Genomic DNA, 25,067 nt, shown 5'->3' with positions numbered 1-25,067 from the left:
CGCGTCAACCGGCCCGGCCGCCCCGGAGCCCACCGCCCCGGAGCTCGCCGTCCCTGAGCCCGCTGTTCCGGAGAGCCGTCGCCACCGATCCCGCGGTCCTGAGCGCCGGCACCGCCTCCAGGACGAGGATGGCGAGGTCGTCGTCGATCGGCTCGGTGCTGAAGTCGTGAGCGGCGCGCCGGACCCGTTCCGCCACGGCCTTCGCGCCCAGCCCCGTACAGCCGCGCAGGACCTCCGCCAGGCCGTCGTCGTCGTCCAGCTGCCGTGAGCCGTTGCGGCGTTCGGTCACACCGTCGGTGACGCACAGCAGCGTCTCACCCGGCGCGAGGGTGAGGGAGTCGGCGTGGAACTCCGCATGCTCTTCGACGCCGAGCAGCATCTGCGGATTCGCGGCCGGCGTCACGGAACCGTCCGTCGCCAGCCGCAACGGCGGCGGGTGCCCGGCGCTGGCGATCGTGCACCGGGTGCCGCCCGCGATCGAGTCGGGCTCCAGTTCCCCGTACAGGAGGCTCAGGAAGCGGGAACCCTCGTGTTCGCCGCGGAGCGCCATGGCCTCGGCGGCCTCCTCCGCCATGGCGAGGTTCAGCCGGTTGAGCAGCGACTCGACGCCGTGACCCTCGCGTGCGAGCAGCCGTACGAGGTGCCGGGCCATGCCGGTGACCGACATCGCCTCCACATCGTGGCCGGACACGTCGCCGAGCAGGAAACACCACCGGCGGTCGTTCACCGGGAACAGGTCGTAGAAGTCCCCGCCGACGGTCTGCCCCTCCCCCCAGGGCTCGTAGACGATCGCCGTGTCGACGCCCGGAATGGCGGCGATCGAGGTGGGGAGCTGCCGGCGCTGGAGGGTCCGGCTGATGCTGGCCTGCCGCGTGTAGTGGCGGGCCGTGACCACGGCCTGGGCCATGCGCCGGGCCACGTCCTCGACGAGCCGCACGACGGTGTCGGTCAGCTCCGGCAGTCCCGCCTGGCCGATCAGCAGCGTGCCGTGGTAGCGGCCGCCCGCGACCAGCGGGAACGCCAGCGCCGAGCCGCCGGAGTTCTCGTCGCCCCCGGACTCGGGCCACGGCCACGGGACACCGGTCGTGCTCAGCGCCGCGGTGGGGCGGTCCTTCTCCAGGGCGAGGCGGAGTGGACCGATGCGCCGTTCGTTCACGTGCCAGACACGGGAGAGCCGCAGCGCGGAATGGTCCGTGGTCAGCCATACACCGCACCAGTCGGCGAGCCTCGGGACCAGGAGCTGTCCGGCGAGCGCCGCGACCATGTCCTCGTCCAGCTGTCCGGCGAGGAGCTCTCCGGCCTCGGCGAGGAACCACTGCCCCTCGCGCTCGGCCCACTCGCCTCTGCGGCCCGGGCGCTCGCGCGGCGGGGCGGGCTCGGCGGGAGGGCGCCCACGGGGGGTGGCCGCGGGGAGGGGGACGGCGGTGCTCCGCTCCGTGGCGGCGAGCGGGGCCACCAGGGCGCACTCGAGACGGAACCATATGGCCTTCCCGGTGTGCCGGTAGGTCACGCCCCAGGACTCGGCCAGGGCCCGCATCAGATGCCGGGCGTAGCCGCGCACGGGGTTCGGGACGCGCTTGCGGTCATCGGGACAGTCCGAGGAGCCCTGCTCCACCACCTCGACCACGACATCCACCCACCCGGCCTCGGCCGGTGCGGGTTCGGCCAGGGGGCCAGGGGCGGTCTCGAGGCGGCAGGCCACTTCGACCTCGGACCCGGCGTGTGCGACAGCGCTGGTGACCAGCTCGCTGACGAGGAGCACGGCGTCATCGACGGACCGGGAACTGATCGTCGGTGCCCCGGGGAACCGCGGTGCGGTCCGCTCGGCGAGGACGGCTCGCAGAAACTTGCGCGCCGCCGTGGGCGCGAGCTCGTTGGCAGGCACACGCATCCGCGCCGCCGCTGAACGCGGCCCGAAAAGCGACCCCACTCGTGGCCCCACCGGTGCCCCCTGCCCAGCTGGCTGTGGACGCATACAGGACGAATGTAGCCTAAAGGGGAAGCACCGGTAATTTTACCCGAAGAAATGTGCTGCCATGGACCCTGCCACTCACCGTGAACTCGCTTCTCCCGAGCCAGGATTCACGGAGCGGGAGACCGCTGAATCCCGGCCCGAGACCGCAGGACCGCCCCCCTCTGCCTCCGACGGCGAGTGGGTACGAGTGGCCGAACTGCGTCCACTCCTCGCGGCCATGACATCCCTCTGTGACGGCGACTTCACCGTACGGATCGGAGATCTGCCCGATGGGGTCCCCGCCGAGATGGCGGGAATGTTCAACCAGATCACCGCACGGAACGCGCACCTGGCTTCGGAGCTGGACCGGGTGCGCCGGGAGGTGGTGCGCCAGGGACGGCTCGACGAGCGGCTCGCGGCGAGCCCCGGCCAGGGGGAGTGGACGACGAGTGTGGACGCGGCCAACATGCTGCTGGAATCGCTGTCCGTCCCCATCGTGAACGCCACCCGCGTACTGGACGCGGTCGCTGACGGTGACCTGACACAGCGCGCCGAACTGCACGACGGCCGACGCCGGCTCCGCGGCGATCTACGGCGCCTGGGGTGCGGGGTGAACCGTATGGTGGAACAGCTGTCGCTGTTCACCGGCGAGCTGACCCGGGTCTCCCGTGAGGTCGGCACCGAGGGCCGCCTGGGCGGGCGGGCCACGGTGCAGGAGCTGGGCGGCGACTGGCGTTATGTGACCGAGGCCGTCAACACGATGGCCTCCCGGCTCACGGCGCAGGTGCGCGACATCGCGGTGGTGACCACGGCGGTCGCGCGCGGCGACCTGACCCAGCAGGTCACGGTCGAGGCGACCGGCGAGCTGCTGGAGCTGAAACTCACCGTGAACACGATGGTCGACCAGCTGCGCGCGTTCGCCGACGAGGTCACCCGGGTGTCCCGCGAGGTCGGCACCGAAGGGCAGCTCGGCGGCCGGGCACAGGTGCCGGGCGTCTCGGGAGTGTGGAAGGACCTCACCGACAACGTCAACTTCATGGCGTCGAACCTGACCTCGCAGGTCCGCAACATCGCCCAGGTGACCACGGCGGTCGCCACCGGCGATCTGAGTCAGAAGATCACCGTCGACGCCCGGGGCGAGATCCTGCAGCTCAAGAGCACCGTGAACACGATGGTCGACCAGCTGTCGGCGTTCGCGGGCGAGGTCACTCGCGTCGCCCGTGAGGTCGGCACCGAGGGGCGCCTCGGTGGCCGGGCGGAGGTCCGCGGCGTCTCCGGGGTGTGGAAGGACCTCACCGAGAACGTCAACTTCATGGCGGACAACCTCACCTCCCAGGTGCGCAACATCGCTCAGGTCGCCACGGCCGTCGCCCAGGGCGACCTCGGCAAGACGATCACCGTGGAGGCGAAGGGCGAGATCCTGGAGCTGAAGTCGACGATCAACACCATGGTCGACCAGCTGTCGGCGTTCGCCGACGAGGTCACCCGGGTCGCGCGCGAGGTCGGCACCGAGGGCAACCTGGGCGGGCAGGCGCAGGTCCGCGGGGTCTCGGGGGTGTGGAAGGAGCTGACGGACAACGTCAACTTCATGGCGTCGAACCTGACGTCGCAGGTCCGCAACATCGCCCAGGTGACCACGTCGGTCGCCAACGGCGACCTGTCGAAGAAGATCACGGTCGACGCGCGCGGGGAGATCCTCCAGCTGAAGGAGACCGTGAACACGATGGTCGACCAGCTGCGCGCGTTCGCCGACGAGGTCACCCGGGTCGCGCGCGAGGTCGGCACGGAGGGCCGGCTCGGCGGCCGGGCACAGGTCCGCGGGGCGTCCGGGGTGTGGATGGACCTCACGGACAACGTCAACTTCATGGCCTACAACCTCACCTCGCAGGTCCGCAACATCGCCCAGGTTGCCACGGCCGTCGCCCAGGGCGACCTGTCGAAGAAGATCGACGTGGACGCGCGCGGCGAGATCCTGGAGCTGAAGACGACCATCAACACGATGGTCGACACGCTCTCCTCGTTCTCGTCCGAGGTCACCCGTGTGGCACGGGAGGTCGGCAGTGAGGGGCAGCTGGGCGGCCAGGCCCGGGTCGAGGGCGTCTACGGAACGTGGAAGCGGCTGACCACCAACGTCAACGAGCTGGCCCTGAACCTCACCACTCAGGTCCGGGCGATCGCGGAGGTCGCCAGCGCGGTCACCCAGGGTGACATGTCCCGCGCCATCACGGTGGAGGCGCAAGGTGAGGTCGCCGAACTGAAGAACAACATCAACCTCATGGTCTCCAACCTCCGCGAGACCACCCGCGCCAAGGACTGGCTGGAGTCGAACCTGACCCGCATGGCCGGACTCATGCAGGGCCACCGCGACCTGGTGGAGGTCGCCGACCTGATCCTGCGCGAGCTGACCCCGCTGGTGAACGCACAGTTCGGCGCGTTCTTCCTCGCCGAGGCGGGGGCGCCGGCCGGCGAGGGCCTCGAGTTCATCGCCGGCTACGGCACGGACCAGGCCGGCGGGGGCGGTCCGCTCCCCGGTAGCGGGACGCCGGGCCGTGGACTGATCGCACAGGCCGCGCAGGAGAAGAAGCGCATCCTCATCACGGACGCCCCGGCCGACTACATCACGATCAACTCCGGGCTCGGCACGTCCCGCCCGGCCAGCATCGTCATCCTGCCCATCCTCTTCGAGGACCTGGTGCTCGGAGTGATCGAGCTGGCCTCGCTCAGCAAGTTCAGCGATGTGCATCTCGCTTTCATCGACCAGTTCGTCCACACGATCGGCGTCTCGATCAACACGATCATCGCCAACTCGCGTACCGAGTCGCTGCTGTCGGAGTCCCAGCGGCTGACCTCCGAGCTGCGTGAGCGGTCGGACGAGCTCCAGAGGTCCAACGCGGAGCTGGAGGAGAAGGCCGCGCTGCTCGCGACGGCGTCGCAGTACAAGTCGGAGTTCCTCGCGAACATGTCGCACGAACTGCGTACGCCGCTCAACTCCCTGCTGATCCTGGCCCGGCTGCTCGCCGACAACCCCGACGGGCACCTCACGGACCAGGAGGTGCAGTTCGCGACCACCATTCACCGCTCTGGATCGGACCTGCTCCAGCTGATCAGCGACATCCTCGACCTGTCGAAGATCGAGGCAGGCCGGATGGACGTGCGTCCGAGCACCCTCCCGCTGATCAAGCTGCTCGACTACGTCCACGCGACCTTCCGGCCGCTCACCATCGATCGAGGTCTGGGCTTCGAGATCGCGGTCGAGAAGGACGTGCCGGCCGAGCTGTACTCCGACGAGCAGCGCCTCCAGCAGGTGCTGCGCAACCTGCTGTCCAACGCGGTGAAGTTCACCCACGACGGCAGTGTGGAGCTGCGCGTCAGCCGGGTGGTGGGGATGCAGTTCGCCGAGGAGACGCTGAGGAACGCGGAGACCGTCATCGCGTTCTCCGTGACGGACACCGGGATCGGCATCGCCCCGGAGAAGCTGCCGATGATCTTCGAAGCGTTCCAGCAGTCCGAGGGCACCACCAACCGCAAGTACGGTGGCACCGGCCTCGGCCTGTCCATCAGCCGGGAGATCGCCGGGATGCTCGGCGGCAAGATCGTCGCCGAGAGCGAACCGGGTGTGGGGTCCCGCTTCACCCTCTACATCCCCGCGTTCCACCCCGGCGCCACCGCCGTGCAGGGCCCGGCGGACCTGCGCACCGCCGGCACCGCGCCCCCGCTTCCCGCACAGAACCGGGCATCGACGGCTCTCGTCGCGGAGGGGTCGCCGGAACAAGTGCTGGACCTCGCGGGGAACTTCAGCGTCGACGTCCAGGCTCCGGACCGCCCGGTGGACGACCAGGCGGGCACGCAGTCCCCGGGGAACGGCGAAGGCCACGAGGACACCTGGCCGGAGACGACGCGGCTCAAGGAATGGCTCAGCGGGCGCGCCGGTCGCGTCCTGGCGGGGAGCCGCCTCCTCATCGTCGACGACGACATCCGCAACGTCTTCGCTCTCACCCATGCGCTGGGCCGCGTCGGCATCACCGTGAGGTACGCGGAGAACGGACGGGAGGGACTGGAGGTCCTGGAGCGGTCCCCTGATGTGTCCCTGGTCCTGATGGACATCATGATGCCGGAGATGGACGGCTACGAGGCCATCCGTACCATCCGGAACACTCCTCGTCTCGCGCACCTGCCGATCATCGCGCTCACCGCCAAGGCGATGCCCGGAGACCGCGACAAGGCGATCGACAGCGGCGCCAACGACTATGTGCCCAAGCCGGTGAACATTGACCGCCTGCTGACGGCCATCTGCGATCTGCTGGACCCGCAGCACGACTGTTCGGAAGCGGAGCAGGAGCCCGCCGTCGCCGCCGATGAACCGGCGGACACGGACGCCGATGGCGACGAACCGCCAGGGGACGCGCGATGAGCGTCAGCCTGGCCAACCCGTCGAGCATCCTCATCGTCGATGACCTGGAGGAAAACCTCGTCGCGTTCGAGGCCGTGCTCGGCCCGCTGCACCAGAACCTGGTCCGGGCGCGCTCGGGGGAGCAGGCGCTGAAGGCGATGCTGCGCCAGGAGTTCGCGGTCGTCCTCCTGGACGTCCGGATGCCCGGCATGGACGGCTTCGAGACGGCCGCCAACATCAAACGTCTCGACCAGACCAAGGACGTGCCCATCATCCTGGTGACGGGGACCGAGGCGGGTGCGGACTACGCCTACCGGGGGTACGCGATCGGCGCCGCCGACTTCATCGCCAAGCCCGTCGACCCGTGGGTGCTGCGCACCAAGGTCAACGTCTTTCTCGATCTGCACCGCAAGAACCGCCAGTTGGCGATGCGCTCGACCGACGAGGACGCGGACCGGCTCACGGAGATCACCGAGCGGCTCGCCCAGATCGAGCAGCTGCTGCGCACCAGGCCGGAGACCGACACGGCGGTACTCCTCGACCGCATCACGGAGGTGGAGCGCGCTGTGGGGGCCCTCCTCCCGGGCCGCACCGGCACCGCGTAGAGGCACTCGGCTATTGAGCCCCCCTGGCGAGGCCGCGGCCCCGGGGCCGACGGGCGGGAGCGAGGCTGCGTACCTGATTCTCCGTCAGTAGGTCGGCTGCGTACCTGATTCCCTGTCAGTAGGTCATCTGTCCCTGGCTCTTGACTCGCTGTGCGGTAGTGGCCAAGCTCGTCGGAGCTTGGGCGAGGTCATGACAACCCGGCTTTCGCTCCCGGCCCTCACAGCCGTGGACGGTCCGACGAGTCGACCGCGCCCTCCCGCCGACCGAGGGACATGGGCTGTGACCACTGCCGGACGCCCGTACCGCAGATGCAAGAACATCACGCTGGCGTCGCTCCTCCTGCTCGTGCTCACCTTGGCACTGGGCCCGACGCCGAGTTCGGCGGCCGGCACCGACTGGTGGGTGCCCACCGCACGGCCCGCGCCGGACTCCGGGATCAACGTCACGGGCGAGCCCTTCACCGGCACCAGCGCGGCCGGCGAGGTGCGCGGCTTCGTCGACGCCCATGACCACATCTTTTCCAACGAGGCCTTCGGCGGACGCCTGATCTGCGGGAAACCGTTCTCCGAACAAGGCGTCGCCGACGCGCTCAAGGACTGTCCCGAGCACTACCCGGACGGCTCCCTCGCCATCTTCGACTTCATCACCAACGGCGGTGACGGCAAGCACGACCCGGTCGGCTGGCCCACCTTCAAGGACTGGCCGGCCCACGACTCGATGACCCACCAGCAGAACTACTACGCCTGGGTGGAGCGCGCCTGGCGCGGCGGCCAGCGGGTGCTGGTCAACAACCTCGTCACCAACGGCGTCATCTGCTCCGTGTACTTCTTCAAGGACCGCGGCTGCGACGAGATGACGTCCATCCGGCTCCAGGCCAAGCTGACGTACGACATGCAGTCCTTCGTCGACAAGATGTACGGCGGCCCCGGCAAGGGCTGGTTCCGGATCGTCACCGACAGCTCCCAGGCCCGGAAGGTCATCGAGCAGGGCAAGCTGGCGGTCGTCCTCGGTGTGGAGACCTCCGAGCCCTTCGGCTGCAAACAGATCCTCGACATCGCGCAGTGCGGCAAGGCCGACATCGACAAGGGACTGGACGAGCTGTACGCCCTGGGCGTGCGCAGCATGTTCCTGTGCCACAAGTTCGACAACGCGCTGTGCGGTGTCCGCTTCGACTCGGGCACACTCGGAACGGCCATCAACGTCGGCCAGTTCCTGTCGACCGGCACCTTCTGGAAGACCGAGAAGTGCACGGGACCCCAGCACGACAACCCCATAGGCAACGCCTCGGCCGCAGAGGCCGAGAAGAAGCTCCCCGCGGGCGCGGAGGTCCCCTCCTACAGCGCCGACGCCCAGTGCAACGTCCGAGGGCTCACCGAACTCGGCGAGTACGCCACCCGCGGCATGATGCGACGCGGGATGATGCTGGAGATCGACCACATGAGCGTCAAGGCCGCCGGCCGGGTGCTCGACATCTTCGAGTCCGAGTCCTACCCCGGCGTGCTCTCCTCGCACAGCTGGATGGACATGGACTGGACCGAACGGGTCTACGGCCTCGGCGGCTTCATCGCCCAGTACATGCACGGCTCCGAGGGCTTCGTCTCGGAGGCCAAGCGCACCGAGGCCCTGCGCGACAAATACGGCGTGGGCTACGGCTACGGCACCGACATGAACGGTGTCGGCGGCTGGCCGGCCCCGCGCGGCGCGGACGCCCCCGACAAGGTCACGTACCCCTTCAGGAGCGTCGACGGCGGCTCCGTCATCGACCGGCAGACCACCGGTCAGCGTACCTGGGACCTGAACACCGACGGCGCCGCCCACTACGGCCTCGTCCCCGACTGGATCGAGGACATCCGCCGCGTCGGCGGCCAGGACGTGGTCGACGACCTCTTCCGGGGCGCCGAGTCCTACCTCGGCACCTGGGCGGCCTCCGAGACGCACGAGGCCGGGACCGACCTCGCGAGCGGCGCGGCCACGTCGGCCAGTTCCTCCGAGTGGAGTCTGTTCACCAGCTACGCTCCGCACCGCGCCGTCGACGGCGACCGCGCCACCCGCTGGGCGAGCGACTGGAGCGACGACCAGTGGTACAAGCTCGACCTCGGCTCCACCCGGCCCGTCACGCGGGTCACCCTCGACTGGGAGCGCGCGTACGCGAAGTCGTACCGCATCGAGCTCTCCACCGACGGGGTCGACTGGCGGACCGCCTGGTCCACGACAGCGGGCGACGGCGGCCTGGACACCGCGAGATTCGCCGCCACACCGGCCAGGTACGTACGCGTCCAGGGACTGGAACGCGGCACCGGATGGGGCTACTCCCTCTACGAGGTCGGTGTCCACAGCGGCTGACACCCACGAAAGGGGCTCCATGGCACGGTTGCCGTCCGCCGAGCGGCGGCGACGGCTCACCGAAGCGGCGATCCGGTCGGGGCGATGGCCCGGGACGGCGCGGCCACCGCACACGTCATCGGCCTGGTGTGCGAGCCCTGAGGGGGCATGGCCCCGGCCGAAGCGGGGCAGTGCTGAGCCATGGCTACGGATGCCGGCGCTGCCCCCGGAGTACAGGTCTGTTCCCTCAAGGTCGACACGCCTCAACTGATCGCGCCGGGAACCACGTACAAGATCGTCCGGTTCCCCTTCGGCACGGCGGAGTCGACGGACCGGTTCGAGATGCACCAGACCGCCCAGCCGGACGGCTACGTGGTGAACGACTGGGCGACGGACGACCGCAGTGGCCTCATCTGGCCGTCCAAAGCCGGCTGGGGCCACCTGTACGCGCTGATCCAGTGGGAGGCCGCCGGCGGCACCGGAGGCTACACCGAGCTGCGCGATCAGTACGTCCGTGACCCGCTGGCCCTGACTCCCCACCCCGCCGACACCACGGCGACCGAGCACCGCACGCCCACGCCCGGCGGCCAGTACTTCGTCAAGAACCACGGCATCTTCGTCGCCCCGGGCACCCCGCTGGCACTCCGCGTCACCCACAACGACGCCAACCCGCGCCTGCTGACCCTCGCCGAGTTCAAGCTCGTCATCCACGACGCCGCGTAGCACCCACGGCCGTCGGGCAGGTTGTCATCCCTCGGCGCCTTCGGCCTGTGCCCCGGCCTCCTCGGACGCGACCGCCGGCTCCGATGCGGGGGCGGTGTAGAAGACGGACCTGCCCTGCTTGCTGCGCTCGGCCTGGCTCTTGGCGACGAGTCCCTCGAGCGTGACGCGTACGACCTTGGCGGTGATGTCGCGACCGGGGTGGGCCTGACCGAGCGCTGCCGAGATCTCCGCGGCGGAGCGGGGTTCCTTCTGTTCGGCGAGGTGGCGGCGGATCAGCTCGACCAGGGTGGGCTGCGTGGCCTTCGCCGTCTTCGCCGTCTTCGCCGTACTCGCCGTCTTCGCCGTACTCGCGGTCTTCGCCGCGGACTTCTTGGCGGCTCGCTTGCGCGGCGCGGAGGGGGACTTGCGTGCCTTCTGCTTGCCGTCGGGCGCGGCGTCGGCCTTCTTCCGTCGCGGAGCGGGCACCGCGACGCTCGGAAGTTCGGCCGAGGGCTCGGCAGGCACCCTGGTGACGCCGAGTGCCTGCTGCATGTTCACCAGCACGGTGTGGTCACGCTGCAGGGTGGCAAGCTGCTCCTGCAGGGACGCGATCTCCGCGCTGATCCGTTCCTGCTCCTTGACGTTCGCCTCCAGGTCGCCGGTCACCCGCGCGATGTACTGCGACGCCAGTTCGGTGGCGGGAGTCGTTGGCTCGGACATGGTGCTGACCTTTCCTCGGCGGGACCGTGCTGTACGCAAGGTGCCTTGATGTAGAGATGGTACGGACAGTCCGAGCCGGCTGTTCGTGCCGAACCATGTCATGTGCTGCATGCCGACCCAGAGTTATGGCGTGGAACTGACGGATTGGTTTCCACCTCGGCCGGGCAGTGAGCCAGAGAATGTCATGAGCACGACTGCCTTTCCCCACGAGGAGGTCGATCATGCACGTCCGAATGCTGACCGGTGGCCTGGCCGCTGCCTGTCTGGTGTCCATGTCCCTGACGGGCGGCCAGGCCGTGGCCGCTTCCCACGACGCGGCGGGCAGCCCCCTGGCGGCCCGTGTCCTCACCTACGACGCCGCAGGCTCGGCGGAGTTCAGGAGTGCGGTCGACCGGGGCGCGGCGATCTGGAACGAGAGTGTCGACGCCGTCGAGCTGCGGCCGGCCGCCTCCGGGCAACGCGCGAACATACGGGTGCTGGCGGACAACGGCTGGCCGCGCGCACTGCCCACCACCCTGGGCAACGGAACCGTGTACATCGGTCGCCAGGCCGTCGACCAGGGTTACGACACGATCCGTATCTCCGCCCATGAAGTCGGACACATCCTGGGCCTGCCGGACCGCAAGCCCGGACCGTGCTCGAGCCTCATGTCCGGTTCCAGCGCGGGCACAGCCTGCACCAACCCCTATCCGAACACGGCGGAGAAGGCGGAGGTCGAGGGGAACTTCGGCGGCCTGCTCGTCGGCCGGGCACCGGCGCCGGGTGCCGGGGTGATCGTGGACTGACCGGTACCGCATCGCACCGCACACGAGGAAGTGGGCCTGCCCGACGCGCTGTTCGCGCGGACAGGCCCAAACCGGGGTGGTTCAGGTGACCGTCGGCCCCGTGGGTGCGGGCAGTGCGCCGGCGCTCCGGTCGTCGTCGAGGCCCCAGAAGCGGGCGGTGTGGTAGCTGGAGCACAGGGTGTCGAGGTAGTAGGTGCCGGTACTGCCGCACTGCTCGGTGCCGCCGCCCGGTTCGACCGCCAGCCCGTGCCCCATACCGGCGACCGAGTAGACCTCGACAGCGGGCCGGCCGGAGGCGTCGTCGTAGACGCTCAACGTGGCGCCCCCGTCGAGGCTCTCGGTGCGGGAGGGCGTCTGGCCGACGCCCCACACGTTCGTCCACTGGTCGCGCAACTCGGTGGCGTTGCGGGGATTGACGGTGGTGTCGGCGGTGCCCTGCCAGATGGCGACACGCGGCCAGGAGGTCGTGCCGGCGGGAGCGGCGGAGCGGACCAGGTCACCCCAACGGGCCGGGCTCCTGTCCGGCGGACTGTACATGCAGGTGTACGCCGCGGACACGCCGCTCGCGCAGCGCGCGGGCAGTCCGGAGCCGATGGCGCCGCCCGCGAAGAGGTCGGGGTAGGCGGCCAGCATGTTCGCGGTCATGGCGCCGCCGGCGGACAGCCCGGTGATGTGGACCCGCCGCGTGTCGCTGCCGTAGAGCGAGACCGCTTTGTCGACCATCTGCCTGATCGACAGCGCCTCGCCCTGCCCGCGAGCACTGTCGCCCGGCTGGAACCAGTTGAAACAGGAGTTGGCGTTGTTGGCGCCGCTCGTCTGGGGGAAGACCAGGGCGAAGCCGTAGGTGTCGGCGAACTTCGGCCAGCCGGAGTGGGCGTAGTAGTCGTTCGCGCTCTGCGTGCAGCCGTGCAGGGCGACCACGAGCGGGGCGTCGGCCGGCAGCCCGTCGGGCGCGTAGGTGTACATCGACAGGTTGCCGGGGTTGGTCCCGAAGCCGGTGACCTGGGTCAGCCCCGCGGCGGATGCCTGGGGGCTCCCGGCGATCAGGCCACCGGTCAGGGCCAGGGCCGCCGCGGCGGCGGTGACCCACCGGCGGATGCCTCCGATGAGGCGGCGGCCTCCGGTGAAGCGGTACGGAGGATGCGACTGTCCCATGACGACTGCCTCCAGATGTGGGGGACGCTTCGCGTCGCCGATACCCGGCAGGGGCCCGGTGACCGGCGTGGCGTGCATCATCGGCGCGCGCTCGCCGGCGGAGGCATGGGCGGGGCTACCACGCTTGACGAAAACCTGTGTGACGGCCCTACATGGCCCGATGGGTGCTGGTCGCGTATGGCAGGAGCGCGCACGGGCCAAGCGTCCTCCGGGGCCCTCGGCCGGGTGGTGTCGGCCACCAATGCCGAGCAGCGGATGATGGTCGGCACCCCTATATGGAGCAGCCACCACGCGTCATAGTCTCCGGCTCGTCCTTGCACGCGATCGCGGAGGCACACCCATGCGTCTCTCCCTTCGGTCCACACCACGCTCCTGGCGGAGAAGCGCTCCGGCGGCCCTCGCCCTGGCCGCCCTCACGCTCGGCTCCGCCGCCGTCCCCGCCACGGCGACACCGGCGAGCCGGGGCAGCCACTGCGAACACCTGACGAAGCTGCGTGTACCGGGAGCCGAGCACCAGCAGGCCGCCTGTCTGGACGAGTTGACCACGGCCGGCACGATCGCCTCGGGACACACCGACCCGGCCGACTGGGCAGGTCTGACCCCGAAGGACCTGGCCACCCCCGGCGGGATCGCGGGCATCCAGATCGACGGCTACTTCCCCGACACCTCCACCACCAACACCAACCACGGCTGGAGACATGACGCCCAGTTCGTGATCCGCCTGCCCGACCGGTGGAACGGTGGTCTGGTGGTCGCGGGCACCCCGGGCAACCGTGAGCAGTACGCCAACGACCGGGCCATCGCCGACTGGGTGCTGTCCCGCGGGTACGCCTACGCGGCCACCGACAAGGGCAACACCGGCCTCGCCTTCCACCGGGACGGGAAGACACCCGGCGACGCCATCGCCGAGTGGAACGACAGGCTCACCCAGCTCACCCGAGCGGCCCGGGCCACGGTCACCCGGCGCTACCACCGTCCGCCGTCACGCACGCTGGTGACCGGTCTCTCCAACGGCGGGTACCTCGTGCGCTGGCAACTGGAGAACCACCCCGGCCTCTACGACGGGGGAGTGGACTGGGAGGGCACGCTCTGGCGCTCCGACGGCCCCACCCTGCTCGACTTCCTGCCCGAGGCACTACGCAACTACCCCGGGTACGCCGCCGGGGGCCATGGAGCGGAAAAGGCCCGCAGGGCCCTGCACGCCGCCGGATTCCCGGCCGGGTCCGAGTTCCTCTGGCCGTACCACCACGAGGTCTACTGGGACCTGACCCAGCGCATCTACCGCGAGGAACTGGACCCCGGCTTCGACGGGCCCACCGAGGCGGGCACGCCCTTCTGCACGTCGGGCACGCCGGCCTGTGACGCCGACTACGACTACGCGGCCCGACCCGACGAGGTCAGGAGGGCCGTGCGGAAGATCGGTCTCACCGGACGCATCGGCAAACCACTGATCACCCTGCACGGCACCCTGGACGTCCTGCTGCCGATCGGCCGGGACTCCGACGTCTACGCCCGCATGGTGCGCGAGGCCGGGCGTGGCCACCTGCACCGCTACTACCGCATCGAGGGGGGCACCCACACCGACGCTCTGGTCGACACCTACCCGGACCGACTGCGTCCGCTCACGCCGTGCCACCGTACGGCCTTCGCGGCCCTGGAAGACTGGCTCGGATCAGGACACCTGCCGCCCGCCTCCCGCACCGTCCTCCTGCCGGCCGGACGAAATCCGGCGACCCTCGCGAACAACTGCTCGCTGGGCTCGCGGTAGCGCTTCGCCCCTCGGAGACCCCGGAGTGCGTGGAAGCCGATCAGCGTCGGCGTGGCCTGTGTTCCCTCTGCCACTGCCTCAGCATGGCAGCCATCTTCACGGTCTCGGGATGCGACCGGGGAAACAGCCGCCGGCGATCGGCGACGACCGTCTCCAGCAGGGCGATCCCCTCCGTTCGACGGCCCGCCTTCCAGTAGGCGTTGGCGAGATGAGCCCGGCTGGAGACGGTGCTGGGGTGCCGGGGCCCCTGGAGTCGCGTCCAGTCATCGACGTTGGGCTCCAGCAGAGCGATGGCCTCCCGGCTGCGCTCATCCTCCAAGTAGCACGCGGCAAGGCTGTCGCGTGCGGCGAGTGTCTCCGGGTGGTCGGGCCCCAGTTGACGTTCACGGTCGGCGATGACCCTCTGCATCAGGCGGGTCGCCTCGTGGGTGCGCCCGGCGAGGTGGTACGACTGGGCCAGGACGTAACGCACCGTGAGCGTGTTGGGGTCGTCGGCGCGACCCCGGCCCCGGTCGATGCGCTCCAGTATGTCGATCGCCTCGTCGGTGCGGCCGACATGCCAATAACAAGGAGCGAGGTTCAACAGGGAGTTCTCGAAGTCGGGATGGCCGGTGCCGAGATGCCGCTCGCGGTCCGCAGCCACCTGCTCCAGCATGGCGAGGGCCTCGCTGATACGACCGGCCTGCTGGTAGGAGACACCCAGATTGGCCCGGGCGATGAAAGTGGCCCGGTGCCGGCTGCCGAGCTCCCGCTCACAGTCGGCGAGACCGCGCTCCTGAAGGGCGATGGCTTCCTTGATGCGGCCGGCCTGCCCATAGGCGGAGGCCAGGTTGTTGCGGGCCAGCAGGGTGTGCCGATGGCCCTGGCCCAGCCGTCTTCCGGCCTGTTCGGTCAGTTCCTCCCAGTAGGCGAACGCGGTGCTGAACGCGCCCGCGTCCAGCAGGCTCTTGCCCGCACGCCACAGCAGCAGCCGGGCATCGTCGTCGGCCCACACGGTGTCCTCGGCACAAGCCGCCAAGGCACTGGTGTTGGAACGCAGGACGGCAGCGAGGTCGGAATCGATCTGGTCCAGCTCCGGCCACAACTCCTCCAGCCCTGCCGTGATCGCCCGCACCGTCGCGGGCAGGTCCCGGCCGGGTACCGTCTCGCGCGCCGCCCGGGCCGTCAGCGCATGCAGCCGAACCGCCCGCCTGCCGTGCGCCGAGTCGTCGGTGATCAGCCCGTAGCGGTGCAGCAGACGCAGCACGGCGCGTGCCTGTTCCGGACCGGTCCGGGGCCGCAGGAAGCGTCGGCGCGATCCACGATGAGCGCGTAGATGCCGCAGCACCGGCTCGCTGTCCCACAACTCGTGAGGGTGGCCCGCGGGGTCGAGGTGGGCGATCAGGCGCAGCGCGGGCACCGCGAGCCCGACCGGGGCGGAGGCCTGGGCGGCGTCCAGGGACAGCAGCAGCGCCGCGGCGACCTGTCGCCCGTACCCCTCGGTGTCCGCGCTGGCGGGAAGCACCTCGTCCAGCAGCCGGTGACGATCCTGGAACAGCCGCAGGTACTGTCCGCACGGCACATCCTCGTTGACCATGTAGGCGGCGGCGTGCGAGAGCGCCAGCGGCAGCAACCCCAACGCGGCCACGAGGTCGGCCTGCGTCCCGTCCCGCAAGTGGTCGGCACCGGCCTCCGCCAGCCGGCCTTCCAGATAGGCGAGGGCCTCTTCTGAGGTGTAGCCCTCGACGTCCACCACCGCGCGGCCGCCACCGAACAGCGCGGCGTCCCTGCGCCGGGTGGTGGCGAGCACACGGCCACGGCCCCGCAACGATGCCGGCGGCCACCAGGCGGCGAGCCCCTCCGGGTCGGCCACGTCGTCCAGGACGACCAACCACCGCCGCCGGGTGGCGGACAGCCAGTCCAGGAACGCCCGGGCGTCGACCTCGGCGTCCTGCCCGTCCGCACCGCGTGCCTCCACCCGGCGGGCGGCAGCGGCGTACTCGGCGACCACCTGGCCGGGGTAGGCCGCGTTCACCCACACCACCAGGTCGGCGCCCCCGTCGAGCGCCTCCCAGGCCAGCTTGGCGGCAAGCTGGGACTTGCCCACTCCGCCACCGCCGCGCAGCACCTGGGTGAGAACCACCGTGGCGTGCCGGTTCCGCGCCGACTCGATGCGTTCCCGGACCTCGGCCCGCTCCTGGAAGGGCGATGCCGGCGTCGGCGGGTTTCCCACCACCTGCGGCCATTGAAGCGGCTCCGACGGAGCCTGCACCACAGTGAAGGCACCCGAGACGGCGAGGGAGTTGGGGCCGTTCGCGCTGGCGTTCCCGGTACGGCGGACCGAAGCCCCCCGGCCGGCCCCGGGGCCCCGCAGACCCGTCACGGCGCTGGCACCGTCCGTGGCCCGTGCGTCTCCTGTGTGTGCCGCCACGGCGGACGGCCCGCCGGATGTGTCCGGCGGGACGGCGGATCGCTTGGACGATCGTCCCTTGCCCGCCGCCTTGCCGCCCTGCCTGCGTTTGCGGCCACCGGTCCCGCGTCCCATGTGCCTCCCCCTCGCCGATCCACCGCCCGCTCTACTCGCCGAAGTCGACGCCCGTGCTCGCACGGCTGCCCTCACCACGTGCGACAGCGTCACCGGTCCGCTCGGCCCGCGCCGATCCGCCCGGCGCCCGGGCCGGTCGACGCACACCGGTGGAAGCGATGGCGCCGCCCTCGGCCTGTGCCCGCCCAGTGGCCACCGCGACGTTCTGGTCCCGGGATCGCCGCGCGGATCCGGAATCGTCCGACACCCGTCGGAACACGGCCCAGACCAACGCCGCCACCCCTGTGGCCGCCTGCACGGACGCACCGACCAACTGCCCCGCGTCCGGGCTGCCGAGCAACCACACCAGTGGCGTCGAGACGATGACGAGTACGGCCACGGTCAGCACCCCTGCCGTCCTGCTCCTCGACATCAGATCCCCCTCCTACGGCGGCCCCCCGGCCGCCAGGTGAGGCCCAGGAGTACCAGACCCGTCGGTGCGGCTGCGCCACTTTCCGAAAAACCACTTCCCCGACAGTCGGCACCATTTACGGCACACGCGCCACAGCGGGTGATCCACCACAACAGGCCGGTCGAACGCGCCTGCCGTACAGCAGGCTCCCCGGCCGACGGTGTGTCCGTCGACCGGGGCGAGGAAGCGTGCGTCAGTCGGAGAAGGGGACCGCATCGGCGGGATCGGCGTGCCAGTTGGTGGCGATGGGCCGGTCGACCTTGACCGCCTCGGGGAGGCTGAGGGTGATGGAGTTGATCTCGTCGCCCGCGACGGAGAGGTGGAGCCGCTCGAACTCCCTGCCGAAGTCGTTGCCGGTGGTCTTGGGGTTGATGCCGGCGTAGGCGGCGGTGGAGCCGGAGAGCGTGACGTTCTCGCTCGCAGCGTGCTCGGCCGGCGCCACCTCGGTGTCGGCGGAGGAACCGAAGGACGCGGAGGGGAAGACGCCCTCCAGGTAGCAGGTGACGCCGGACTTGGCCTTGGCGGTGACCAGAAGGTAGCCACCCGCCTGCGTCTCGGAACTGACCTTGAAGGTCAGGTCCTTCGTTCCGCAGGCCCGTGCGGTGCTGCTCCGGCTGTCGGCGGTGGCGTTGACGGTCGCGGTGGCGGTGAGGGCCGCCGCGGCGACCGCGATCAGGGCGAGGCGGGCGGAGCGGGCGGCAGAGCGCGAACGCATCGAGATCTCCATCGTGCAGAAGTGGGTCGCCCAGCGGTCTGCTGGGCCGACCGCAGCTTGCTCCGCGATCCGTCCCGCCCACCACCAGTGGCGGTCATCGCGGGACGCTGGAACGCCGAAACCTACGCTGATCTGCACAGACGCCGGCAGCCTGGAACGGGCCGCTGGGACGGTGGAGCCACTGACCCGGTTCGGCGAGGGCACGTCCGGCAGCTCGCGCCGCACCGTCGCGCGTCACTGGGTGAGGGCGTCCGCGTGGCGATGGGCCACCTTCCACTGGCCGTCCTCGCGGCGGTACACCTGCGTGGCACGCAAGGTGTACGTGCGCGGCTCTCCGTCGACGGAGGCGGAGGTGTGCTCGAGGCCGGCGGTGTAGGCCATGTCCCCGCAAACGCCGTACGCCTGGATCTCGAACCTGTACGACGTGCAGTCGGAGAAGCTGTTTTCCAGGGCGGTGAAGAGGGTGCCGACTTCCCGAAGGCCGTGGGCGCTGCGCCACGCCCCGAGGACGCTCACGGGCTCGTTGTGCGACCAGAGCGCCCGGCGGGGGGCCGCGTCGCCGTTGTGCAGTGCGAGCTCCGCCTCGTACAGGGCCGTCCTGACCCACGCCAGGAAGCCGTCACGGTCGGTCATGTCTTCAGTCTGCGTCAGCGGTGAGGAGGCTGCGATCCGCCGTCACTGGATGTGGAGCAGCAGCAGGGCGATGTCGTCGGTGTGGCTGTGCTGGGGGAGGGCGTGGTGGATGAGGCTGTCGGCGAGAGCGTCGAGGGACTGGTTGCCGCTGCTGGTGAGATGGCGGGCGAGGGTGGCGATGGACTCGGTGATGTCGGTGTCGGGGCTTTCGACGAGGCCGTCGGTGTAGAGGACGAGGAGCGACCCTGGGGGCACCGGCGCGGTGGTGACGGGGTAGTGGCTGTCCGAGCCGGTGTCGATCCCGAGCAGCGGCCCTGGCTCCACTTCCAGCACGCGGGTGCGCGGGGTGGGGGCGGAGGTGCGCAGGATCGGGGGAGGGTGCCCGGCGCTGGCCAGGTGCAGACGCCGCTCCGCGAGGTCGATGTGGATGTAGAGGCAGGAGACGAACAGGTCGGTCTCCAGGTCGAGCAGGACGCGGTTGGTGCGGGCCAGGACATCGCCGGGGCGTGTACCGGCGGTGGCGTGGACGGCCGTGCGGACCTGCCCCATGAGGGCGGCGGCGTTGATGCTGTGTCCTTGCACGTCTCCGATGACGGCGGCGGCGGTGGTGTCGCTGAGGCGGATCAGATCGTAGAAGTCGCCGCCGATGTCCATGCCGTGGGCGGCCGGCAGGTAACGGGCGGCGACGCTGAGCTGGGGGATGTGGGGCAGGGTCACCGGCAGGAGGGTCTGCTGCAGGCTGTGGGCGAGGTCGTGTTTGGCGTCGTACAGGCGTGCCCGGTCCATGGCCTGGGCGATGAGGCCCCCCAGTGACACCAGTACGGCACGATCGCTCGCGCTGAACCGGCGCGGATGGTCGTAGGACAGCACGCAGCAGCCGACACGGCGGTCGGAGACGACCAGGGGCAGCATGGCCCAGGCCTGCTTGCCGCTGAGGGCGGGCGCCTGCGGGTAGGCGCGGGCCATCTCGCCGGGGTCGGCGAAGAAGGCGGGGATGCCGCTCTGCAGGACGTGGCCGGCGGGTGTCACGTCGGTGTCCAGGGGCAGACCGTCCAGGCGTGCGACGCTGCGCGGATCGTAGCCGCGGTGCCCGGTGATCTTCAGGCGTCCGGCGTCGTTGGTGGAGATGACCATGCCCTGAGCGCCGAAAGCGGGCACGATCTGGTCGGCCACGACATGGATCACGTCCGCGACGGTGACGGTCTGGCTCAGGGCCGCTGCCAGATGGGTCAGCTGGTGGATCCGACCCGTGCTGGCGCCCTTGGGGGCGGTGCCGAGGGGTGCGGTGGGGCGAGGCGGTGATGTGTCCGGGGGGTGCTGCTGGTGGCGGGGGTAGATGAGGGCGCTGATGCCGCTGGCGTTCGGGTAGAGCTGGAAGTCGAGCCACACGTCAGGTGGGCGCAGCGCGGTGTAGGCGACGGGCTCACGGCTGAAGACCGCGGTGCGGTAGTGGTCCTCGTGGACCGGGGTGTCGAGCCAGGGCACGGCCTGCCACGGCAGGGTGCCGAGGAGACGCTCGGCCCTGCGGCCGAGCAGTCGCGCGGCGGCGGCGTTGAGGTAGGTGATGCGCCCTTCCAGATCGAGGCTGAGGGTGCCGATGGGCAGCCGTTGGACCAGGTCGGCGGCGGCCAGCCCGGTCTGCGCCGCGTCCGGGCCCGGATGGCGCAGGGGGACGGCCCGGGGCTGGTCCGGAATGCTCCACGGCACCGGTGATTCGTCCAGTACCTGCGTGATGCGGCGGGCACTGGACTGAATGTGCCCGCGTTCGCGCCGGGTCAGGGACGGCGGGTGGCTCGCGGACCACACCAGCGCCAGCGCTCCCCACCGGCGGGCTCCGTGCAGCGGGGCGAAGGCCAGCGCGAACTGGTAGGGCAGCCCCGCCGCGGCGTTCGGATACAGGCGAGCCAGATCCTCCTGTCGCCCCACCCACACCAGACGGTCCTCCCGCACCGCCTCCGACAGCGGGCCCGCGGCCGACACCGCCACCCGCCACCACGGCGACGCGGCCGCCACCGGCATCCCGCACACCGCCGCCAGCCCCAGGACCGGTTCCGCCGCCGACAACAGGTACACGCCTCCCGCCGAGGCCCCGGTGCGGCGCACCGTGGCACTGAGCGCCTCCTCCATCGACGTCTCGCCACTGATCCCATCACCGTCATCTGCCACATATCAGACGATATGCGACCTGTGGTGAGTCGGTGCGGAGATCTGTGTGTCGAGCCTGGCGCGCAGTGGCAGCAGGGCGAGGTCAGCCCCGCCCCGGCGCCCGGCCGGAACGGGACGGCCTGCCCCCGGCCGGTTCCGGATCCGTCGGGCAGGGCACCTGGAGCACCTTGAGCATGCGCTGTGAGACCACCCCGAGCTGACGTTGCTGCGTCCGGGGCAGCGGATCGAACACGAGGCGGCGTACCTCGTCGACGTGGGCGGGGCCGCCGCTGCCACCTTGGCCATGCCCCCGTCGGTGAGGGTGGCGAGCGTGTAGCGGCCGTCGGCGGGGTCGGGGCGACGGCGCTGCCAGCCCCGCTTCTCCAGTCGACTCGCCATGTTGGACAGCCGCGACAGAGTGCTGCCGGTGTGCTCTGCCAGTGGCCTGCCACGCTCGGCCTGGACGTCGTGGGCACCGTGGACACCGTCGGAGAGCGGGTGCGGCACGTGAGCGTCGGCCGACGCGTCGCGCACCTGGGCGACGTCCGCGCACGGGGTCGTTTCGCCGAGTGCACCCTGGCCGACGCCACCACCCTCGCCGCCGTCCCCGACGCGCCAGCCAGTGGGGCCGCGTACACCCTCGGCGACGAGCGGGCCCGCGCACGACTTGCCGCCATGCTGACGGACCTGCTCGCCATGACCGCTCAGGGCCGTCTCGACGCGATGCCGACCCGCACCGTCGCTCTGGACGACGTCCCCGAGGCGCTGATCGAACTCTCCGGCCGTCGCGTACGCGGCAAGATCGTCTACGTTCGGGACTGATCCGGACGAAGAGGACAGCTGCGGGCTATGGCCCCGGCGGGCTGGCCCGCCAACACTGGTGGGGTGCGGGCGAGCCGGGGGAGGGCGCAGCATGGCGAGTCAGACAGCATCACCCCGACCGGCGTTACCGGAACAGCGGCGGCCGGAACTGGACGCGCTACGGATGCTGGTGGTCATCGGGCTGATCTTCTTCCACTCGGCGCTGGTGTTCGTGACCGAGGGCGACTTCTACGTCACCAACACCGAGACCACCGAAGTCATCACCGTCATCGCCGGGTTCGGGGTCGTCTGGGCGATGCCGCTGCTGTTCCTCATCTCGGGCCTGGGCGCCCGGCACTCGCTCCAGCGCCGCGGCGCGGGCACCTTCACCAAGGAACGCCTGCTACGCCTGGGCGTCCCCCTCCTCCTGGGAACCCTCCTCCTGAACCCGCTGCCACAATGGCTCCGGCAACGCTCGTCCGACCCTCACTACCACGAGTCGTACATCGACTTCCTGCCCCACTTCTTCGACACACACGTGGAACCCGACGAGTTCCCCTTCCTCCTCCAGGGCGAGCACTTCGAGACCGGTCACCTCTGGTTCGTCGTACTCCTGCTGACCTTCTCCCTCATGCTGGCCCTCCTTCACCGCTGCCTGCCCCACGAGCCCTTCCGTCACCTCACCGACCGCGTCGCGACCGTGACCCTGAACCGACGAGGCGTCATCCTCCTCCCGGCTCCCGCCTTCGCCGCGATCTGCGCCTTCGTCGGCATGGAGGAGGGCTACGCGGGCTGGCACCGCTGGGCCTACCTCCTCTTCTTCGTCGCCGGTTTCACTCTCGCCACCGACGGCCGCCTGCGCACCGCCATGCGCCGCGACGCCCGCTTCGCGGCCTGCCTCGGCGTCCTCCTGTTCACGGCGACCGCCCCCGGCTTCACCACGGCCGACGACCCCTTCACGCAGATGACCCCCCTGGCCGTGACCTCCCGGGCCCTGTTCGGGGCGGCCGGCTGGTGCCTGGTGATCGCCATCCCCGGCCTCCTCGACCGCCCGCGCCCCCACCCGCCACACACGTCGCCGACCCCGACAGCCCCACCACCCCCCACAAGAAGCCGTCGCCTCCACGGCTACCTCGCCACCGCCGTCCTCCCCCTGTACGTCCTCCACCAGCCCATCGTCGTCGCCGTCGCCTACTTCGTCGTGGGCTGGTCGGCACCCATCCCGGTCGAGTACGCGGTACTCGTGACCATCTCCCTCGCCCTGACCCTGGCCGCGTACGAGGTGTTGGTACGCCACACACGCGTGACACGCTTCCTGTTCGGCATGCGGTCCTGAGGAAAGACGCCGAGTCGTCATGCGGCTCGCCGAGGGCTGATGGAGTGCGTGTTTCGGGGTACTTGCGTCGGCATGGCACCCGAAAATGATCACGCTGAGTCCGTCCGAGCCCTGCGGCAACTGCGCAGGATGCGCACCTTCTACGCCGGGGGTGCCGTCTTGTGGGCCGCTTCGGCCCTGGTGGCGGGCTGGGACGACCCCGGAAGCCGGCAGATGTGGGTATCGGTGGTGCTGCTGGCGGTGTTCACCGCTCTGCTGTCCATGACGTACGTGTGCCTGTGGCGTCAGCAGTCTGCCCGTTGGGGTGAGCCCGTGCACCATGCCGCTCCGCGAAGGATGGCCTGGCGCCGCCACGCCGACGCCTGAGAGCAGGGCGGCGGAAACGGCGGTGGCCTCGTCAGTTCTGCCAGGCTGCCGCCAAGGCGGTGAGGACGCGTCCGGTCTTGTTCCCGGGGTGCTCGGAGAGCACCACTCCGCGCTCCCGCACCGCATCCTCCAGCTTTCGCTGCTTGCGTTCGGCCCGCTTGTCGAGCTTCTCGGCGTCGTCCTCGTCCTTGGGCTTCACCCGGATCGAGGCCTCCAGGAAGTCCATACCGGCCACCGACCAGGCCTCCAGGTCCACCTCCAGGTCGTCGAGCGGCACGTCGTCGACTTTCGTCGACAGGATCGGCCCCAGCGCGATCAGCCCGTCGATCCGGACGGTGGGCTTGCAGGCGTGCAGGAACTGGTCCTGCACCGCGTCGATCGGAGCGCCGGGATCGGCCCCCGGCGCCACCGCGTCCGACAGGGTCCCCGGTGGGTGACCGTGCGTCAGCGACGCAGCCAGCACATGCTGGTTCCCCGACCAGTCGTGCTCGATCTTGTACGTGAGAGGATCCGCGTCGAACGGTCCGGAGAACCGGCCGACCAGCTGCTCCCTGGTGCACGGACGCAACTTGACCGTCAGCTCGTCCGGGCCGCCCCCGCTCCTGAACCGTAGGATCACGCCACTCTCCAGCAGAGGAACGCGCCCCTCGGCGACGCCGCCCCGGTCCTCGGCGAACCAGATCTGGCGTGTCGCCGTCGCGCCCCCGTGCGGCCCGCGGAGGACCGCGAGCGCCGCTCTCACGTCGCTCTCGACGTTGACCTTGATCTCTACAGGCAAGAGGTTCATCGCAGCGCTCCTGCACGTTCCTCGACCGGCTACTTCTCGTCGAAGACGAGGTCCTCGGGGTCGTGAGTGAGCCGCACGGTGTTCCCGTTGCTGGCCTGGACGACGGTGTCGAAACCGGTCCACTGCCCGGTCGAGAGGATGAACAGCCGATCCTCGCGCTGCTCGAGGTAGGCGGGCAGGCCCTCCAGCGAAGGGTCACCGTCGTTGAGCTGGAGGTAGTCGGCCAGCCGGCGGAAGAGCTTGGGCAGCAGCACCGCGCTGTCGGTGAGGGTGGACATCCCCTCCACCTTCACTCCGCTGAGGGTCTGGTCCTTGGGCCACAGGCCCTTGTCGGCCTCCCTGGCCTGCTTGGCCGCCGCGGTCATCTCCTGCCGCAGATCGACGAACAGCTTGCGGTAGAAGGTGGGATAGGCCAGGCCTTCCGCGAGCTGGTGGTGATTGACCGTCTCCCGCAGATGCTCCGTGGTGACGGTGACGAACTCGCCGCTCGAGCCCGGAGCATCGGTGCCGCGGCCGGCGAGGGCGACGCAGCGCCCGTGGACGTCCGCGTTGCGGGTGAAGATGTAGCCGGGCCGGGAGTCGGGGTTGCTGCTGGTGACGATGCCGTGGGTGTCGCGCTGTACGTCTTCGAAACCCAGCCAGGACAGCAGTTCGTCCGCGGCCCGGCCGGCGAAGGGTGCCGGCTGGTGCAACTCGGGGCCGCGGGGCGGGCGGTAGTGGGTCTCCAGGGTGTCGATGCCGTCGAGCCGGAGCTGAGCGCCACCGCTGCGGTTGCGCCGTACGCGCCGCCCGCGCAGGAGATCCCACTGGTCGGGGTTGTCGGGGTAGAAGCGAACGGAGTCCCCGTCAGGACTCGCCCCGTTGATTTTGTACGTACCTTTGATCAGCAGCATCGGCATGGTGACAC

Annotated in this window: 18 protein-coding genes and 1 pseudogene; 9 read left to right on the top strand and 10 right to left on the bottom strand. The window is 70.4% G+C overall.

From position 1 onward, the window contains the following. Positions 1 to 4: 4 nt before the first annotated feature. Entirely contained in the window at positions 5 to 1,891 is a 1,887-nt protein-coding gene (locus tag ABEA82_RS34125; RefSeq protein WP_345665610.1) for a SpoIIE family protein phosphatase, read from the bottom strand. A 301-nt stretch (positions 1,892 to 2,192) separates the two neighbouring features. Here ABEA82_RS34125 and ABEA82_RS34120 point away from each other — a divergent pair, with 301 nt between their 5' ends. The 4 genes from ABEA82_RS34120 (at position 2,193) to ABEA82_RS34105 (ending at position 9,995) form a co-directional block, all read left to right on the top strand. Next, positions 2,193 to 6,365: a HAMP domain-containing protein gene (locus tag ABEA82_RS34120; RefSeq protein ID WP_345665609.1), complete on the top strand. Its 4,173-nt coding sequence runs from the start codon at positions 2,193 to 2,195 to the stop codon at positions 6,363 to 6,365. Further along, positions 6,362 to 6,949, top strand: a complete 588-nt coding sequence (locus tag ABEA82_RS34115) for a response regulator (RefSeq protein ID WP_345665608.1) — start codon at positions 6,362 to 6,364, stop codon at positions 6,947 to 6,949. The genes ABEA82_RS34120 and ABEA82_RS34115 overlap by 4 nt, the downstream gene beginning before the upstream one ends. Positions 6,950 to 7,229: 280 nt before the next feature. Beyond that, positions 7,230 to 9,293, top strand: a complete 2,064-nt coding sequence (locus ABEA82_RS34110) for a discoidin domain-containing protein (RefSeq protein ID WP_345665607.1) — start codon at positions 7,230 to 7,232, stop codon at positions 9,291 to 9,293. 180 nt (positions 9,294 to 9,473) lie between these two features. Next, positions 9,474 to 9,995, top strand: a complete 522-nt coding sequence (locus tag ABEA82_RS34105) for a hypothetical protein (protein ID WP_345665606.1) — start codon at positions 9,474 to 9,476, stop codon at positions 9,993 to 9,995. A gap of 24 nt (positions 9,996 to 10,019) precedes the next feature. Here the strand turns inward: ABEA82_RS34105 and ABEA82_RS34100 are convergent, their stop codons facing one another. Then, positions 10,020 to 10,694, bottom strand: a complete 675-nt coding sequence (locus ABEA82_RS34100) for a hypothetical protein (protein WP_345665605.1) — start codon at positions 10,692 to 10,694, stop codon at positions 10,020 to 10,022. 221 nt (positions 10,695 to 10,915) lie between these two features. Here ABEA82_RS34100 and ABEA82_RS34095 point away from each other — a divergent pair, with 221 nt between their 5' ends. After that, a complete protein-coding gene (locus ABEA82_RS34095; protein WP_345665604.1) occupies positions 10,916 to 11,479 on the top strand; it encodes a snapalysin family zinc-dependent metalloprotease in 564 nt (187 codons plus the stop codon). Positions 11,480 to 11,563: 84 nt separating this feature from the next. On the opposite strand, the pseudogene ABEA82_RS34090 reads toward ABEA82_RS34095, so the two are convergent. Then, positions 11,564 to 12,634 (bottom strand): annotated as a pseudogene (locus ABEA82_RS34090) (extracellular catalytic domain type 1 short-chain-length polyhydroxyalkanoate depolymerase); the annotation flags it as partial. Between the two features lie 340 nt (positions 12,635 to 12,974). Between ABEA82_RS34090 and ABEA82_RS34085 the strand changes: the two are divergent. Continuing rightward, entirely contained in the window at positions 12,975 to 14,402 is a 1,428-nt protein-coding gene (locus tag ABEA82_RS34085; RefSeq protein ID WP_345665603.1) for a 3-hydroxybutyrate oligomer hydrolase family protein, read from the top strand. Positions 14,403 to 14,442: 40 nt separating this feature from the next. Here the strand turns inward: ABEA82_RS34085 and ABEA82_RS34080 are convergent, their stop codons facing one another. The 5 genes from ABEA82_RS34080 to ABEA82_RS34060 all read right to left on the bottom strand — a co-directional run bounded on the left by ABEA82_RS34080 (position 14,443) and on the right by ABEA82_RS34060 (position 20,852). Continuing rightward, positions 14,443 to 16,926, bottom strand: coding sequence for a tetratricopeptide repeat protein (locus ABEA82_RS34080; protein WP_345665602.1), 2,484 nt, complete (start codon positions 16,924 to 16,926; stop codon positions 14,443 to 14,445). A gap of 31 nt (positions 16,927 to 16,957) precedes the next feature. Next, complete coding sequence (locus tag ABEA82_RS34075; protein ID WP_345665601.1) at positions 16,958 to 17,338, bottom strand: hypothetical protein; 381 nt, start codon at positions 17,336 to 17,338, stop codon at positions 16,958 to 16,960. A 232-nt stretch (positions 17,339 to 17,570) separates the two neighbouring features. Beyond that, positions 17,571 to 18,092, bottom strand: a complete 522-nt coding sequence (locus tag ABEA82_RS34070) for a DUF4232 domain-containing protein (protein WP_345665600.1) — start codon at positions 18,090 to 18,092, stop codon at positions 17,571 to 17,573. 234 nt (positions 18,093 to 18,326) lie between these two features. Further along, complete coding sequence (locus tag ABEA82_RS34065) at positions 18,327 to 18,725, bottom strand: nuclear transport factor 2 family protein (protein ID WP_345665599.1); 399 nt, start codon at positions 18,723 to 18,725, stop codon at positions 18,327 to 18,329. A 42-nt stretch (positions 18,726 to 18,767) separates the two neighbouring features. Next, positions 18,768 to 20,852, bottom strand: coding sequence for a SpoIIE family protein phosphatase (locus ABEA82_RS34060; RefSeq protein ID WP_345665740.1), 2,085 nt, complete (start codon positions 20,850 to 20,852; stop codon positions 18,768 to 18,770). A 447-nt stretch (positions 20,853 to 21,299) separates the two neighbouring features. Between ABEA82_RS34060 and ABEA82_RS34055 the strand changes: the two genes are divergently transcribed. From ABEA82_RS34055 to ABEA82_RS34045, 3 genes are all read left to right on the top strand, one after another. After that, entirely contained in the window at positions 21,300 to 21,692 is a 393-nt protein-coding gene (locus ABEA82_RS34055; RefSeq protein ID WP_345665598.1) for a zinc-binding dehydrogenase, read from the top strand. Positions 21,693 to 21,783: 91 nt separating this feature from the next. Beyond that, positions 21,784 to 23,007, top strand: coding sequence for an acyltransferase family protein (locus ABEA82_RS34050; RefSeq protein ID WP_345665597.1), 1,224 nt, complete (start codon positions 21,784 to 21,786; stop codon positions 23,005 to 23,007). Between the two features lie 129 nt (positions 23,008 to 23,136). Then, positions 23,137 to 23,373 carry a hypothetical protein gene (locus ABEA82_RS34045; RefSeq protein WP_345665596.1) on the top strand — a complete coding sequence of 79 codons (237 nt, stop codon included), beginning with the start codon at positions 23,137 to 23,139 and terminating at the stop codon, positions 23,371 to 23,373. A gap of 31 nt (positions 23,374 to 23,404) precedes the next feature. Here the strand turns inward: ABEA82_RS34045 and ABEA82_RS34040 are convergent, their stop codons facing one another. Then, positions 23,405 to 24,160: a hypothetical protein gene (locus tag ABEA82_RS34040; protein WP_345665595.1), complete on the bottom strand. Its 756-nt coding sequence runs from the start codon at positions 24,158 to 24,160 to the stop codon at positions 23,405 to 23,407. A gap of 29 nt (positions 24,161 to 24,189) precedes the next feature. Then, positions 24,190 to 25,059, bottom strand: coding sequence for a thermonuclease family protein (locus ABEA82_RS34035; RefSeq protein WP_345665594.1), 870 nt, complete (start codon positions 25,057 to 25,059; stop codon positions 24,190 to 24,192). Positions 25,060 to 25,067: the final 8 nt, after the last annotated feature.

It is taken from the genome of Streptomyces venetus, assembly GCF_039540295.1.
In the GTDB taxonomy this organism is placed as follows: Bacteria; Actinomycetota; Actinomycetes; order Streptomycetales; family Streptomycetaceae; genus Streptomyces; species Streptomyces venetus.
Note: the sequence above shows the minus strand (reverse complement) of the source record. Positions and strands in the feature narration are given on the sequence as shown.